The sequence below is a fragment of the Xanthomonas sp. JAI131 genome (assembly GCF_013410075.1).
Lineage (GTDB): Bacteria > Pseudomonadota > Gammaproteobacteria > Xanthomonadales > Xanthomonadaceae > Xanthomonas_A > Xanthomonas_A bonasiae.
Genome location: NZ_JACCCN010000002.1, coordinates 1,223,772 through 1,239,246 on the forward strand (window position 1 = coordinate 1,223,772; position 15,475 = coordinate 1,239,246).

Annotated in this window: 15 protein-coding genes; 2 read left to right on the plus strand and 13 right to left on the minus strand. The window is 70.4% G+C overall.

Features of this window, described 5'->3' with window-relative positions; genetic code table 11:
* Window positions 1–78 precede the first annotated feature (78 nt).
* Window positions 79–1,194, minus strand: a complete 1,116-nt coding sequence (locus HDC36_RS11870; RefSeq protein ID WP_179567476.1) for a CmpA/NrtA family ABC transporter substrate-binding protein — start codon at window positions 1,192–1,194, stop codon at window positions 79–81.
* 7 nt (window positions 1,195–1,201) lie between these two features.
* The gene (locus HDC36_RS11875; RefSeq protein WP_100225477.1) at window positions 1,202–1,774 is read right to left on the minus strand and encodes an ANTAR domain-containing protein; all 573 of its coding nucleotides are present in this window, start codon (window positions 1,772–1,774) and stop codon (window positions 1,202–1,204) included.
* Between the two features lie 93 nt (window positions 1,775–1,867).
* On the opposite strand from HDC36_RS11875, the gene HDC36_RS11880 reads away from it, so the two are divergent.
* Entirely contained in the window at window positions 1,868–2,854 is a 987-nt protein-coding gene (locus HDC36_RS11880) for an NAD(P)-dependent oxidoreductase (protein WP_179567478.1), read from the plus strand.
* A gap of 27 nt (window positions 2,855–2,881) precedes the next feature.
* Here HDC36_RS11880 and HDC36_RS11885 read toward each other — a convergent pair whose 3' ends face one another.
* The 11 genes from HDC36_RS11885 to HDC36_RS11935 all read right to left on the minus strand — a co-directional run bounded on the left by HDC36_RS11885 (window position 2,882) and on the right by HDC36_RS11935 (window position 14,651).
* Window positions 2,882–4,150: an MFS transporter gene (locus HDC36_RS11885; RefSeq protein WP_179567480.1), complete on the minus strand. Its 1,269-nt coding sequence runs from the start codon at window positions 4,148–4,150 to the stop codon at window positions 2,882–2,884.
* 170 nt (window positions 4,151–4,320) lie between these two features.
* Window positions 4,321–4,971, minus strand: coding sequence for a hypothetical protein (locus HDC36_RS11890; RefSeq protein ID WP_179567482.1), 651 nt, complete (start codon window positions 4,969–4,971; stop codon window positions 4,321–4,323).
* 95 nt (window positions 4,972–5,066) lie between these two features.
* Complete coding sequence (locus tag HDC36_RS11895) at window positions 5,067–5,867, minus strand: hypothetical protein (protein WP_179567484.1); 801 nt, start codon at window positions 5,865–5,867, stop codon at window positions 5,067–5,069.
* A gap of 378 nt (window positions 5,868–6,245) precedes the next feature.
* Window positions 6,246–7,586, minus strand: coding sequence for a sigma-54 dependent transcriptional regulator (locus tag HDC36_RS11900; RefSeq protein ID WP_179567486.1), 1,341 nt, complete (start codon window positions 7,584–7,586; stop codon window positions 6,246–6,248).
* Window positions 7,571–9,010, minus strand: coding sequence for a HAMP domain-containing sensor histidine kinase (locus tag HDC36_RS11905; protein ID WP_179567488.1), 1,440 nt, complete (start codon window positions 9,008–9,010; stop codon window positions 7,571–7,573). The genes HDC36_RS11900 and HDC36_RS11905 overlap by 16 nt, the downstream gene beginning before the upstream one ends.
* 81 nt (window positions 9,011–9,091) lie before the next feature.
* Complete coding sequence (gene poxB, locus HDC36_RS11910; RefSeq protein ID WP_179568062.1) at window positions 9,092–10,801, minus strand: ubiquinone-dependent pyruvate dehydrogenase; 1,710 nt, start codon at window positions 10,799–10,801, stop codon at window positions 9,092–9,094.
* 120 nt (window positions 10,802–10,921) lie between these two features.
* A complete protein-coding gene (locus tag HDC36_RS11915; protein WP_179567490.1) occupies window positions 10,922–11,362 on the minus strand; it encodes a low affinity iron permease family protein in 441 nt (146 codons plus the stop codon).
* A gap of 225 nt (window positions 11,363–11,587) precedes the next feature.
* Entirely contained in the window at window positions 11,588–11,890 is a 303-nt protein-coding gene (locus HDC36_RS11920; protein WP_179567492.1) for a DNA-binding transcriptional regulator, read from the minus strand.
* Entirely contained in the window at window positions 11,874–12,257 is a 384-nt protein-coding gene (locus tag HDC36_RS11925) for a type II toxin-antitoxin system RelE/ParE family toxin (RefSeq protein ID WP_179567494.1), read from the minus strand. Before HDC36_RS11925 ends, HDC36_RS11920 begins: the two co-directional genes overlap by 17 nt.
* A gap of 175 nt (window positions 12,258–12,432) precedes the next feature.
* Window positions 12,433–13,563: an acyl-CoA desaturase gene (locus HDC36_RS11930; protein WP_179567496.1), complete on the minus strand. Its 1,131-nt coding sequence runs from the start codon at window positions 13,561–13,563 to the stop codon at window positions 12,433–12,435.
* Between the two features lie 11 nt (window positions 13,564–13,574).
* Entirely contained in the window at window positions 13,575–14,651 is a 1,077-nt protein-coding gene (locus HDC36_RS11935) for a ferredoxin reductase (RefSeq protein WP_179567498.1), read from the minus strand.
* 94 nt (window positions 14,652–14,745) lie between these two features.
* Between HDC36_RS11935 and fabR the strand changes: the two genes are divergently transcribed.
* Window positions 14,746–15,396: an HTH-type transcriptional repressor FabR gene (gene fabR / locus HDC36_RS11940; protein WP_179567500.1), complete on the plus strand. Its 651-nt coding sequence runs from the start codon at window positions 14,746–14,748 to the stop codon at window positions 15,394–15,396.
* Window positions 15,397–15,475 lie beyond the last annotated feature (79 nt).

Sequence of the window (15,475 nt, forward strand, 5' to 3'; positions counted from 1 at the left end):
TACGCAGAGCAAGAACGCGACGATATGCTCCTTGCCGTACGCCGGATACCCGGTGCAAGACAACAGCGTGTTGCCTAGCTAAGCAGGCGCGCGCGCATCCCCCCAATCCGGCAACCCATCCTCGCGCTCGTCGCGCTCCGGCACCGCGATCCCCAACTGCGCAGCCGCCGCACGATACGTCTCCAACCGATGCACCCGCGCCACGATCTGCGCATCGTGCGCCGCCTCCTGCTCGGCCCCCGCCTCGCTCGCCGGCAACCACCCCCAACGCCGGAACTGCTGCAGGAACCAACGCCCATCCGACAGCCACGGCATGTTCGCCAGGCCGCCGGCGTGGAAACGCAGCCCCTGCGGATCGGCGCCATCGTCGGCGGCGCCTCCCGGCAGCAGGCACGCCGCGATGCGCTCGGCCGGCAGCCCGATCACCTCCGGGTCGGCCAACCACGCCACCGCTTCGCGGCGGTGCGCGGCATCGTCGAGCCAACGGCAGGCGTCCAACAGCGTGGCGGTCAGCGCGGTCGCCAGTTCCGGCTGCAGCGCGGCGAAGGCGCGGCGGCAGGCCAGCACTTTTTCCGGATGCCCGGGCCACAACTCGCCGCTGCGGATCGCGCGCCGGCCCACGCCCATCGCCTCGGCCTGCGCCGCCCACGGTTCGCCGGCGCAGTAGCCGTCCAGTTCGCCGCGCGCCAGCGCATCGGGCATCTGCGGCGGCGGCAGGGTCACCGCCTGGATGCCGCCGATCGGATCCACGCCCTGCGCCGCCAGCCAGTAGTACAGCCACATCGCGTGAGTGCCGGTGGGGAAGGTCTGCGCGAACACCGGCGCGCGGCCGAGCGCGGCCAGCGCGCTGCGCAGCGGCGTGCCTTGCGCCAGCGCGTCGGCCAGCGCCGGCGCCAGGGTGATCGCCTGGCCGTTCTGGTTGAGCGTGAGCAGGATCGCCATGTCCGCCTGCGGCCCGCCGATGCCGCATTCCACGCCGTAGACCAGGCCGGCCAACGCGTGCGCGGCGTCCAGTTCGCCGGACAGCAGTTTGTCGCGCACCGCCGCCCACGAGGCCTGCCGCTGCAGGTCCAGGCGCAGGCCATGGCGGCGGTCCAGGCCCAGCCGCACTGCGGTCACCAGCGGCGCGCAGTCGATCAGCGGCAGGTAGCCCAGGCGCAAGGTGCGCGGTTCGGGGTGCAGTGGTGCGCTCATCGCTTCCTCATCCCAGCAAGTCGGCCATCGCGAGGATGCGCTGGGCGACCTCGGCCAGCTTCAGTCCCTGCTTCATCGCCTGCTGCCGCAGCGCGGCGTAGGCCTCGTTCTCGCTCATCCCGCGCTTGTCCATCAGCAGGCGCTTGGCGCGGTCGATCTGTTCGCGGTCGCGCAGCTTGCCCTGCACTTCGTCCAGTTGCCGGCGCATGCCCGCTTCCTGCTCGAAGCGCGCCAGCGCCACCTGCACGATCGGCGCCAGCCGCGCCGGCGCCAGGCCGTCGACCACGTAGGTGGTGACGCCGGCGCTCACCGCGGCGCGGATCAGTTGGTCGTCGCCGTCGGCGGAGAACATCACCACCGGACGCGGCGCCTGCCGATGGATCAGCGCCAGTTGCTCGAGCGTGTCGCGCGAAGGCGAATCGACGTCGATGATGACCACGTCCGGCTGCTGGGTGGACACCGCCTTGAGCAGCGCCGGCGCCGCCGCCACTTCGTCCAACACCTCGTAGCCGGCGTCGAGCAGCGCCTGGCGCAGCTGCCCGATCGGCTTTTCGGTATCGTTGACCAGCAGGACGCGCAGCATTCGGGCCTGGCTAGCGGAAGTTGGCTGAGCCGCATGGTGCCATGCAACACGCGTCCGCCGCGAGCCGTCCCCCACCACGCAGGAGTTTGCATGCCGCTGTATCCCTTGTTCGCCGACCTGGGCGGGCGCCGCGTGCTGGTGGTCGGCGGCGGCGAGGTGGCGATGCGCAAGATCGAGGCGCTGCTGCACGCCGGCGCGCAGGTGCTGGTGTACGCGCACGCGCTCAACGCCACGGTGGCGCAGTGGCTGGCGCAGGGCCGGCTGCAGCGGGTCGATGGCGAGTTCGATCCGCAATGGCTGGACGACGCCTGGCTGGTGGTCGCGGCCACCGACGACAACGCCTTCAACCGCGAGCTCGCCGCGCAGGCCGGGCAACGCCGCAAGCTGGTCAACGTGGTCGACGACGCCGAGCTGTCCACGTTCCAGGTGCCGGCGATCATCGACCGCGATCCGCTGCTGGTGGCGATCTCCTCCAGCGGCGCGGCGCCGATGCTGGCGCGGCGCCTGCGCGAGCGCTGGGAAACCGAGTTGGACCATTCCTACGCGCAGTTGGCGCAGTTGTTCGCGCGCCACCGCGAGGCGATCCGCGCGCGTCTGCCGCAGCTGGCGCAGCGCCGGCGCTGGTTCGAACAGGTACTGGAAGGCCCGGTGCAGGTGCTGCTGCAGAGCGGGCAGACCCAGGCCGCCGAGCAGGCGTTCCACGATGCTCTGCAGCGCAGCGCGGAGGACGTGCCGCGCCGCGGCAGCGTGTGGCTGGTCGGCACCGGCAACGGCGATCCCGGCGCGCTGACGCTGAAGGCACTGCGTGCGTTGAACCAGGCCGATCTGCTGCTGTGCGATCCGGCAGTGGACGCCGCGGTGCTGAGCCTGGCGCGCCGCGATGCGACACGCCAGCCGCTGCCGGCCGACACCGACGCGCACCTGGCGTTGCTGATCGCGCAGGTGCAGGCCGGGCAGCGCGTGGTCAGCCTGAAACCCGGCGATGCGTTCCGCCAGTGGCCGCATGCGCAGCTGGCCGCGCAACTGGCCGCTGCCGGCATCGCCTGCGACGTGGTCGCGGGCGTGGCATTGGACTGATCGGCGCGGCGCGGTCGCGACGGCGAATCAAGCCGGCGCTGGCGCCACCGTACCCTGCGCTGTCGGCACCCCGGCCACCTGCAGCAACTGCTTGCGGAAACCCACCCACAGCGCCAGCGACAGCAGCGAGATGCCGCCGAGCAGCAGGAACGCGGTGCGGTAGCCGAAGTCCTGCGCGATCCAGCCGCCCAGCGCCGGACTCAGCGCCGCGCCGATGCCCTGCACCGTCATCACCGCGCCCTGGCCGACATTGACCCGGCCGGTGCCCTGCAGCAACCGCGCCACCAGCGCCGGCACCACCACGCTCTGCAGGCCGGCGCCGACGCCGTCGAGAATCTGCACCGGGAACACGCCCCAGGCATGGATCAGGCTGGCCGCGATCAGCCCGCGCAACGGCAACGCCAGGAAGGTCAGCAGCATCACCCACCAATGCCCGCGCACGCGGATCAGGCGCATCGCCAGCAGCGAGGCCACCACCATCGTCGCCTGCGCGACGATGATCGTGGTCGCGGTCAGCGCACTGGGATCGCCCTGGTGCGCGGCGACCACGGCCATGCCGTACAGCGGCAGCATCGCCGCATTGCCGAGGTGGAACAGCGCCAGCGCCAACGCCAAAACCAGCAGCGGCTTGCAGGTCAGCAACACCGACCAGCCGCTGGCGTGGTCCGCGCCGTGCGCGCCGGCGTCGGCCAGGCCGCGCGCGGCGCGATGGTCGATCGCATCGCGCGGGATCAGCAGCACCGAGGCGATCGCCAGCACGCCGAAGCAGCCGGTCAGCGCGAACACCGCGCCGAAGCCGAACTTCCAGCCGAGCAGCCCGGCCAGTGCCGCCGCGACCACGTTGCCGGCATGGCTGCCGACCTGGTTGCGCGCGATCTGGTGATCGAACCCGGCCTGCCGCACCAGGCCCAGGGTGATGCCCGACAACGCCGGGCCCAGTGCCGCGGCGGCGAGCGCGGTCATCACCTGCGCGGTCACCACGCCGGCGAAGCTAGGCGACCACCACAGCAGCGCCGAGGCCAGCAGGATCAACGTGCAACCGACCACCACGATGCTGCGCTTGCGCCGGGTCGCATCGACCAGCGCGCCGCCCGGCGTGGTCGCGAGCATGCCGGCGATGCCGCCGATGCTCATCACCGAGCCGATCGCCCCCAGCGACCAACCCTTGGATTGCAGGAACACGCTCAGGAACGGACCGAGCCCGTCCTGCACGTCGGCCAGGGTGAAGTTCAGCGCTTCCAGCGCGCGCGTGCCGCGCGGGCGGGCACCAGGCGCAGCGGGCGCGCGCGCGCTCATCGCCGCACCGCCACGCGGGCGGAAACAAGCGGGAAACCATAGCGAGGCGCACAGCGAAAAAGCGACATGGCGAGGTCCTGAAAGCGCCGCCGCGGACACCACGACGGACGCGAAACGATACGCGACGCAGGGGCCGCCGCGTCACCGCGACCACCCCCGCCCTGCCCGGTTCAGTGCTTGGGTTTGGGCTTCGGCTTGTCGGCGTCATGCGGCTTGGGCGGATGCGGCTTGGGCGCGATCGGCTGCAACGCCGACGCTTTCGCACCCAGGGCCTGCGCGTGGATCACCGTGCCGTGCGGCGAGGCCAGCGCGTGGCCTTCCACCGCCAGCGGCTTGCCCACCGCCAGCCATTTGGCCAAGGGCGCGGCGGCATGCGGCGGGAAACGCACGGTGCTGTCGTCTTCGAGCAGCGCGCCGTGCACCTGCCCGTGCGGACCGTGCAGCAGCCGCGCGATCACACCGCTGTGCTGGGTCTTGGCGGGCGTTTCGTGCTTCTCGGGTTTTGCGGATTTCTCCGGCTTCTTGCCCGGCTTGTGATCGGCGTGCGGCCCATGCGGCCCGCGATCGGCGATGCGCTTGCCGCCGTCGGGATCGATCGCCAGCGCGACCAGCATGTCCACGCCGTAGGGCTTGAGTCCGCGCACGCCGAGCGCGATGCCCGGCTTGAGCGTTTTCAGCAACTGCGCCGACAGGTGCGGCGCGGTATGCACCTCGGTGCCGTCGTCGAGCAGCAGGCCATCGACCTCGGCCTTGGGATTGAGCAGGAAGCGGGCGAGCGTGCCGCGGGTTTCCGGCAGGTAATCGGGATCGACCCAATGCATAGCGTTACTCCAATGAACGTGGGGAACCGGCGTCGCGCCGGTAGCGGCGCCCGCCGCGGCAAGCAGCGGGCGCCGGGGTCACATGGCCAGGCCGATCAGCGCGGCGCGGGCGGCGGCACCGGCGGTGCGGCAGGTGCGGCGGGACCGCCCGGCGGCGGCGGCGCGGCCGGCGCGGCCGGCGGTGCGGGCGGCGCGAACAGGGTGCGCTGCGAGGCGCGGTCGCGGCCGAGCTGGGTCGCCTCGAGCGCGCGACCGGCCGCGGTCGCCACGCCGAAACCGCTGACGCTCAGCGGCGCGCCGACGCGCAACAGCGTGCTGTACTGCACCGCCACGTGCGGCGGCATCCGCACCACGGTGCCGTCGCTGAGCAGCACCCCGGCGGTGTCGCCGCCCGGACCATAGACCAGGCGTTCGATGCGGCCTTCGGCCTGCATCGGATTCAACGCCGGCGGGGTCGGCGGCGCAGGCGGGCCGGCCAGCGGGTTCGGCGGGCGGTCCACCACCTGCTTGCCGCTGCGACGCGCGCTGATCGCACTGGCCTGCAGCAGCGGCAGCGTGCCCAGGCGATAGCCCTGCACGGTCACCGCATCGCCGCGGCGCACCGCGGCCTGCAGGTCGGCCGACAGGTGCGGCGGGAAGCCGACCTGGGTGCCGTCGCGCAGCCACAGCCCATCGACGTCGCCGTTGGGATTGAGCATGAAACGGTCGACCGTGCCTTGGACACTGACCTGCGCGGCGGCGATCGGCGCGGGTGGCGCGGGTGGCGCAGGAGGTGCGGGCGGCGGCGCGATACCGGCAGCGGCGGCGGCAGGGGCCGCGGGGGGAGCCGGCACCTGCGCGGCGGCGGTGGCGGCGGCGATGGCCAGCGAGAAAGCGAGTGCGCTACGACGGATCATCGGAAGTTCTCCAGGGCGGCGAGGGAGTCCGCCTGTATGACGGTCATCGCAGCATCCGTGCCAAGTTTTAAGTTATTGATTTTTAAATACATATCACTTGGAAACGGCCACGATGGGTGTCTGCGCTTCATCCACCGCCGTCCGTTTTGCGGACAGCTGCGGTGTCTGCGAGCGGACGCTTGGGGCGGTTGCTTCGTTTGCTGCCGGGTGCCGCTGGGGAGCGCTTGTCTGGCTGATGGGGTTGTTCGGGTTGGCAGGCGCGTTGCGGGGGAGTGTCTGTCGCGGCTGAAGCCGCTCCTACACGGGCGTTGCGGCTGCGATTGCGGCGGATATTGGGCGGGCGTCAGGCCGCGTCGTGGCTGGCCGGTGGCGCTGCGCCTAGCCCAGCCCGTAATCGTCGAGCTTGCGATACAGCAGCTGGCGATGGATGCCGAGCCGGCGTGCGGCCTCGGCGCGATTGCCCTGCGCTTGGGTCAGTGCCGCCTGGATCATCTGCCTCTCCAGTTGCGCGATCGCGTCGGGCAGGGTCAACGCCGGCGTCTCGGCGGACGTCGCCGCGGTATCGCCGGCCAACACCTCGTCCAGGTCGTGCGCCTCGATCGTCGGCGTGCGCACCAGCACCTGGCAGCGCTGCATCGCGTTGCGCAGCTCGCGCACGTTGCCCGGCCACGGATACGCGCGCAGCCGCGCCTGCGCCGCTGCCGACAGCGTGCGTGGCGCGCTGGCGCCCTCCTCGAGGAAATGCTGGGCCAGCAGCACGATGTCGTCGCCGCGCTCGCGCAGCGGCGGCAATTCGATCGGCACCACGTTGAGCCGGTAGCGCAGGTCGCTGCGGAAACGGCCGTCGGCGACCAACTGCGCCAGTTCGCGATGGGTGGCGGCGACCACGCGCACGTCCACCTTCTGCGCGCCGCGCCCGCCCAATGGCGACACCTCGCCTTCCTGCAGGAAACGCAGCAGCTTGGCCTGCATCGGCAGCGGCATGTCGCCGATCTCGTCCAGGAACAAGGTGCCGCCGTCGGCTTCGCGGATCAGCCCGGGACGATCGGCGACGGCGCCGGAGAAGGCGCCCTTGCGGTAGCCGAACAATTCGCTTTCGATCAGCTCGGCCGGGATCGCCGCGCAGTTGACCGCGACGAACGCCGCGCCCGCGCGGGCGCTGGCGCGATGCAGCGCGCGCGCCACCAGCTCCTTGCCGGTGCCGGTCTCGCCGCTGACCAGCACCGGCAGGTCCGAGGCCGCGGCCAGGCCGATGCGCTTGTGCACGGTGCGCATCGCCGCGCTGTGGCCGAGCAGCGCGCCGGCATCCTCGGCCGGCGCCTGCGGCGCTGCCGCACTGCCGTCGCCGCCGGCATGCGCCTGCAGCGCGCGCTCCACCACCGCGACGATGTCGGCGCGGCCCACCGGCTTGACCAGGTGATCGAACGCACCGAGCTTCATCGCCTCGATGGTGTTGCTGCTGGAGGCGTAGGCGGTGAGCATCACCAGCGGCACGGCCGCGGCCTGCGCATGCGCCTGGCGCGCGCGCATCAGCGCGATGCCGTCCATGCCCGGCATGCGGAAATCGACGAAGGCCAGGTCGATGCCGCCATCGCGCAATCGCGCCAGTCCCCCTTCGCCATCTGCGGCAGCGATCACCTCGTGGCCGAACGAGCGCAGCGTGGCCTGCAGCGTGCTCAGGAAGGCGGTGTCGTCGTCGACGATCAGGATGCGCGCCATGGCAGTTCCAGAATGAAGGAGGTGACGCCGTCATGGTGCGCGTAGCGCACCTCGCCGCCGTGCGCGCGGGCGATCTCGCGCACCAGCGCCAGGCCCAGGCCGTTGCCGTCGCTGCGGCCGCTGGCGAAGGGTTCGAACAGGTGCGCGGCCACCGGCGCGGGCACCGGGGGTCCCTGGTTGGCCACGGTCAGCCGCAGCAGGTCGGCGTCGGCTGCGACCGTCAGCGTCGCCGCGGTGCCGGGCGCGGCGTGCTGCAGCGCGTTGCGCAGCAGGTTGTGCAAGGCCCGCGCCGCCTGCTGCGGATCCAGGGTCCATTCGCTCGGCGCCTCCGCAAATTGCAGTGCGATCGGCGGCGCCAGCGGATCCCAGTCGGCCGGATCGAGCAGCGCCTGCAACCACGGCTGCAACGCCACCGTCTCGCGCTGCAGGCGGATCGGCTGGACCATGCCCAGCAGGCTTTCGACCACGCCGTCCAGGCGCTGGATCTGCGCCAGCATCAGTTGCGCCTGCGCCTCGTCGAAACCGCCCTGGCCGGCGGCGATCTGGTTTTCCAGGGCCAGGCGCAAGGTCGCGATCGGGTTGCGGATCTCGTGCGCCACGGTCGCGGTCATGCGCCCGAGCGCAGCCAGCCGTTCGTGCCGCGACAGTTCCTCGCCGAGCCGGCGCGCTTCCGCCAGGGCCTTCGCGCTGCGCTGCGCATAGTCGGTGACCGCCGCGCCGAGGCGGTCCAGTTCCGGCGCGCCGGTGGCCGGAATCGTCGGCACCTCCGCCGGCGTCGCCAAGGCCTGCTGGATGCCGTGCAGGCGCTGGCTCCAGCGCCGCACCACCCATCCCAGCGCGATGGCCGACACCACCACCAGCGCCAGGATCAGCGCCACGCCCACCGCCAGCGGACGACTGGCCGAGGCCTCGCCGGTGGCAGTGACCCGCGCCATCGTCCACGCCGCGGTGCTGCGATCCAGCGGGCAGGCCGCGATCAACAGCGTCTCGCGCTGGCCATCGCGGCGGTAGTGCACCGCCTGCTGCTTGGCGACACCGCGCTGCGCAGTAGCCACGATGGCGCTCTGTTCGGCAGTCGGCACATCGGTCTTGTGGTCGCTGCCGTCGTAGGTGGGATAGGCATAGGCGACGAAGCCGCGCTGCCGCTCCCACACCCCGCCTTCCACGCCCGCGGCGTCGGCCAGCACCAGTTGCAGCACCACCGCGGCCAGGCCGGCGCCGTCGCTGCCGCGCGCCGCGGCGCTGGCGCCGTTGTAGCGCTGCACGATGCGCGCGCATTCGCCCTGCAACCGCGCCTGCGCCTCGCTGACGCGCACGCCCTCGCTGTGCCGGTACAGGCCGAACAGCACCACCGTCATGCCCACGCACGCGGCGAGGATGACGATCCAGATCAGCAGCAGCTGCCGCAACAGCGAACGGGGCATGGTCCACCGGGGGACGCGAAAATTGAAAGATAGCAGCGCGCAACGCCGCGCATGCGCGGACGCGCTGCTGCCGTTCACGGCTCAGCGCAGGTTGGTCCTGACCAGTTCGACGACCTCGTCGCCGCGCCCGCTCATCACCGCGCGCAACAGATACAGGCCCATGCCCTTGGCCTGCTCCAGCTTGATCGCCGGCGGAATCACCAGCTCCTGGGTGGCCACGCGCACATCGACCAGCACCGGCCCCGGATGCGCGAAGGCCTGGCGCAGCGCCGGCTCCAGTTGCGCCGACTCGTCCACGCGCAGGCCGAGGATGCCCATCGCGTTGCTCATCGCCGCGAAGTCCGGATTGCTCAGGTCGGTGCCGGTATCCAGATAGCCGGCCGACTTCATCTCCATCGCCACGAAGCCCAGCGAGGCATTGTTGTAGACCACCACCTTCACCGGCAGCCCCAGCTGCGCCAGGGAGATGAAATCGCCCATCAGCATGGTGAAGCCGCCGTCGCCGGACAGCGAGATCACCTGCCGCCGCGGGAACTGCGCCTGCGCGCCCAGCGCCTGCGGCATCGCGTTGGCCATCGAGCCGTGGTTGAACGAGCCGAGCAGGCGGCGCTTGCCGTTCATGGTCAGGTAGCGCGCCGCCCACACCGTGGGCGTGCCGACATCGCAGCTGAAGATCGCGTCCTCGTCGGCCAGCGCATCGATCATCCGGGTCACGAACTGCGGGTGCAGCGGCTCGCCGGGCGCGGCCGCCACGGCCAGTTCGTCGAGGCCTTCGCGCGCCTTGCGGTAATGCGCCAGCGACTTGTCCAGGAAGCCGCGCTGCTCGCGCCGCTGCAGTTTCGGCAGCAGCGCGGTGATGGTCTCGCGCACGTCGGCGGCGATACCCAGCTGCAGCGGCGTGCGCCGGCCCAGCGCGGCCGGATCGCGATCCACCTGCACGATCGCCGCGTCCTTCGGATAAAACTGGCGGTACGGGAAATCGGTGCCGAGCATCAACAGCGTGTCGCAGTTGAGCATGGCCTGGTAGCCGGAACTGAAACCGATCAGGCCGGTCATGCCGACATCGAACGGGTTGTCCCATTCCACGTGCTCCTTGCCGCGCAGCGCGTGTACGATCGGCGCGCCGAGCAGGTCGGCCAGCGCCACCAGCTCGTCGTGCGCGCCGGCGCAACCGCTGCCGCACAACAGCGTGGTCGCCTCGCTCGCCTGCAGCAGCTCGGCCAGGCGCTCCACGTCGGCGTCGGCCGGCAGGATCCGCGGCGGCGCCAGCGCCGGCCAGGCGCTGGGCGTGCCCTTGGGCAGCTCCTGCAGCGCCACGTCGCCGGGAATCACCACCACCGCCACGCCCTGTTTCAGGATCGCGGTGCGCATCGCCCGGTGCAGCACCTCCGGCATCTGCGCCGGATTGGTGACCAGTTCGACATAATGGCTGCACTCGCGGAACAGCTCCTGCGGATGGGTTTCCTGGAAGTAGCCCAGGCCGATCTCGGAAGACGGGATATGCGCGGCGATCGCCAGCACCGGCTGGTGGCTGCGATGGCAGTCGAACAGGCCGTTGATCAGGTGCAGGTTGCCCGGCCCGCAGCTGCCGGCGCAGACCGCGAGCTTGCCAGTCAGCGCGGCCTCGGCGCCGGCGGCGAACGCGGCCACCTCTTCGTGGCGCACGTGCATCCATTCGATGCTGTCCATCTGCCGCAGCGCGTCGGTCAGCCCGTTGAGGCTGTCGCCGGTCACTCCCCAGATGCGCTCGACACCGGCGCTTTCCAGGGTTTCGGCCAGATGCCGGGCGATGCTGAGTTTCGACACGTGCGCTGCTCCGCGGGAGGGGGAGCGACAGCGTCCCACGCGAGGCGTAAGTCCGGCGTCACGGAGCCGCCGGCCGCACGCGCGCGGCGCGGCGTGCGAAGCCGTTCACTCGGCGGTGTCGACATCCGGCGCGGCGGCCGTCGCCTGCTGCCCGCCGCTGCCCGCGCGCGCCTGCTGTTCGCGTCCTGCCGCACGGGCCAGCGCTTCGTACTGCTTGCGGATCTGCTCCAGGCGCTTTTCGTCCAGCTCTTCCAGGTTCAGCAGTTCGTTGTTGGCTTCGCGCGTGGCGCGGATCAGCTCGTCGAGCTTGATCTGCATCGCCGCGGTGTCGGCGTTCTGGGTGTGCTGGATCAGGAACACCATCAGGAAGGTGATGATGGTGGTCCCGGTATTGATCACCAGCTGCCAGGTGTCGTTGAAGCCGAACACCGGGCCGCTGGCGCCCCACAGCGCCACGATGCCGAGCGCGATGCAGAACGTCCATGGCGTGCCGGCCGCGTACGACGCTTTCTTGGCGACGGCATTGAACAGGTTTGCAGCCTTCATCGCACACCTCGCGCAGTCGAATGGACCGGCGCACCAGGCGTGATGCGCGGGCAGCGCGGATGATCTGCGCCGCCGCGTGAGCGATGCGTGGAAAGTCAGGCACAAAACCGGCGGGTTCTCCCGCCAGTCCGTGTGCATGTCCCGTCGCCACGCTTGGCCGTGCGCCAACGCTTAGCCACCTGCACCGCGCTGCTGTAGCACTGCGCCGGAAACGCATGGCACGCGTTACAGGATCGCCTGAAGCCCCTTGTCGGCGATCACGTTGAGCAGCTTGAGCGCTGGCCCGGCAGGACGGGTTTCGCCCTGCTCCCACTTGCGCACCGTCGATGCCGTGGTATGCAGGTGATGCGCGAATACTGGCTGGCTGAACTTCAGGGCTTCGCGTAGACGCTTGATGTCGGCCGCGCCGAACGCTCGCACCGGCGGCGGACAGATCGCGTCGAATTCGCGCATCGTGACCTTGCCGATCGCTCCCGCTTCGTGGAGCGCGGCCAGATCACAACGCAGCGATTCAATGATTTTGCTCACACCGCACCTCCACTAATACGCCCGACTGCAAGGCTTTCAGCAAGGCTTCCCCGGACAGTTCCAGAAACACCTTGCCGGCGAATTGCAGCGCTTTCTTCTCTTCCTGCGCGATGTTCGCCTTGCCGCTCTTGGGGAACCCATGCAGGAACACGTAGCGACTGCCGATGCGAGCGGCCAACAACGTGCGGTAACCACCGCTCTTGCCGCCGCCAGGACGGGCCACCCGCTTCTTGTAGAGCTGACCGCCCAGATCCACGTCAATCAGCCCGGCTTCCATCTCCTGGACCGCTTTGCACAGAACGGTGTCGGACAGCTTTTCGCCGGCCTGCCACCGCGCAAAATCCCTTCGCTTGAACGTGCGAGTCATCCTTGCCTCCAAACATACCCGAAACGGGTACATATTTCCATATCCTGGCAGCGCCTGCACCCCGCCATTTCCTCCCGTCTGCACAAGACTACGGCCGCAAGCCCAAAGGAGTCGGCATAAAAAAAGCAGGCCAGACTGGCCTGCTTTCGTTGGCATCACGCGTCGTCCGGCGCGATCAACCCGTCTGCTGCATCGCCTCGTGCTGGCGTACCTGGCGCACCGGCCGCGGCCGGCTCGGGAAGGCGTGGCGCACGATCCGCCACATCACCTGGCCGAACTGGCGCGGCAGCGAGCCGGTGTTGTAGTGCTGGCCGTAGCGCGCGCAGATCGCCTTCACCTCCACCGCCAGCGCCGCGTAGCGGTTGGCCGGGATGTCCGGGTAGAAGTGGTGCTCGATCTGGTGGCTCAGGTTGCCCGACAGCACGTTCAGCAGCTTGCCGCCGGCCAGGTTGGAAGAACCGCGCAGCTGGCGCAGATACCAGTGGCCGCGCGACTCGCCCTTGATCGACTCCTTCGGGAAGGTCTCCGCATCGGCGGTGAAGTGGCCGCAGAAGATGATCACGAAGGTCCAGATGCTGCGCAGCACGTTGGCGGCGAGGTTGCCCAGCAGCACGGTCAGGAAGAACGGGCCGGCCAGCGCCGGGAAGATCACGTAGTCCTTCAGGATCTGCCGGCCCATCTTGCGGCCGACCGGCAGGAAGGTGCGGCGCAGCTCGCCGCGCTTCATCTTGCCGGCGAACCAGCGGCCCAGGCGCAGGTCCTGGATCGCCACGCCCCATTCGAACAGCAGCGCGAACACCACCGCGATGAACGGCTGCGCCAGGTAGAACGGACGCCAGCGCTGCTCGGGGAAGATGCGCAGCAGGCCGTAGCCGATGTCGTCGTCCATGCCGCGCACGTTGGTGTAGGTGTGGTGCTTGAAGTTGTGCGTCTTGCGCCAGTTGTCGCCGGTGGCGACGATGTCCCACTCGTAGGTGTTGCCGTTGAGCTGGGCATCGCCCATCCAGTCGTACTGGCCGTGCATCACGTTGTGGCCCAGTTCCATGTTCTCCAGGATCTTGGACAGGGTCAGCAGCGCCACGCCGGCGATCCACGCCGGCCACAGCACGCTGTGCACGAACGCGCCCAGGAACAGCAGCGCGCGTCCGGCCAGGCCGGTGTAGCGCACCGCGGCGACGATGCGGCGGATGTAGCGCGCGTCGGCCTCGCCCAGGGTGGCGACGGTGCGCACGCGCAGCGCATCGAGTTCGTCGCCGAAGGCCTGCAGTTCGGCCGGGGTCAGTGCGCGGTTGCGGGGAGCAGCCATGGGGAAGTCCTTCAAAGGTCCAGGATCAGGTCGCTGCTGGCGCTGTTGATGCACAGCTTCAGCATCGAACCCGGTTCGGTGGCGTGCGCGCCGGTGAGCAGGTCGCGGGTCGCCCCGGATTGCTTGCCGCAGGCGCAGCTGTTGCAGATGCCCATGCGACAACCGTGCTTCGGGCGCAGGCCTTCGGCTTCCAGCGCAGTCAGCAGCGATTGCCCGCGCGGCAGCTGTAGCACACGGCCGCTACGCGCCAGCGTCACCGCGACCGTGCCGTGTTCGGCATCGGCCAGCAGCGGCGTGCTGAACGCCTCGGCCTGGAAGCGCGCGACGCTGCCTTCCAGACGCGCACGCGCGGCCTGCACGAAGCCGCCGGGACCGCAGGCGAGCACTTGCGCCTGCTCCAGCCCGGCCAGGTGCGCCAGCGGCAGCGTGTCCACGCGCGGCGCCGGCGCATCGCCTTCGCCGGTGACCGCCAGCTGCAGGCGGAAACGCGGATGCGCGGCGGCCAGCGCCTGCAGTTCGTCGACGAAGCACATCTGGTCGCGGCGCCGCGCCCAGTAGATCAGGTCCACGTCGGCCGGCATGCCGGCGTCGGCCAGCTGCCGCAGCAGCGCGCGCATCGGGGTGATGCCGCTGCCGGCGGCCAGCAGCAGCCAGCGCCCCTGCGGCGCGGCGGGCAGCACCATGTCGCCGAACGCCTGGCCCAGTTCGAAGGTCTCGCCGATCCGCGCGCTGTCGGCCAGGTACTGGCTGACGCGACCGCCATCGATCGCCTTGACCGTGATCGCCAGGCGCCCGCCCGGCAGCGGCGTGGGGCTGTAGCTGCGGGTCAGGCGGCGTCCGTCGATCTCCACGCCCAGCTGCACGTGCTGGCCGGCGCGCAGGCCGCGCCAGTGGCGGTTGGCCTTGAGGACCAGGGTCACCGCATCGCTGCTGGCGCGTTCGCGCTGCAGCAGCCGCGCGCGCGGGCGCTGCCAGGTCCACAGCGGATGGATCCGCGTGGACCAGAAATCGAACACCTCCGGCTGCACCCAGGCGCGCAGGGCGCGGGTGGCGGAGCGGGCGGAGGCAGGACGGCGGGCAGCGTTCATGGCGACCACTATACAGGCGCAGATACAGATGTCTATACAGTTGTATATTCACAGAGGGGTTATGATCGCGGCCTTGCCTCGCCCCAGTCCGTCCATGACTTCCATCGTTCCCCTGCCCCTGTCCGAGGACGCGCTGCCCGCGCGCAAGAGCGCGATCTCGCGCGAAGACCTGCTGGCGGCGGCGCTGAAGCTGATCGGGCCGCACCGCAGCGTGTCCACGCTGAGCCTGCGCGAAGTGACCCGCGAGGCCGGCATCGCCCCGAACAGCTTCTATCGCCAGTTCCGCGACATGGACGAACTGGCGGTGGCGCTGATCGACCTGGCCGGCAGTTCGCTGCGCACCATCATCGGCCAGGCACGGCAGCGCGCGGCCGGCAGCAACCGCAGCGTGATCCTCAGTTCGGTGGAAACCTTCATGGAGCAGCTGCGCGCCGACGACAAGCTGCTGCACGTGCTGCTGCGCGAGGGCACGGTGGGTTCGGACGCGTTCAAGCGCGCGGTGGACCGCGAGCTGAACTACTTCGAGGAAGAGCTGCGCGTGGACCTGATCCGCCTGGCCGCGATCGACAATGCGCCGCTGCACGAGCCGGCCCTGGTGTCCAAGGCGATCACCCGGCTGGTGTTCGCGATGGGCGCCACCGCGATGGACCTGCCGCCGGAGAAAGACCCGGAACTGATCCGCCAGATCAGCGCGATGCTGCGCATGATCATCCTCGGCTCGCGCACGATCGCCGCGTCGGCGTAGCCGCGCCGGCGCATGGGCCGCACGCCGCCGCCCTGAACGGTCTGGCGCTGTCTACGTATCCGTCCATAAGAGCGTCCTG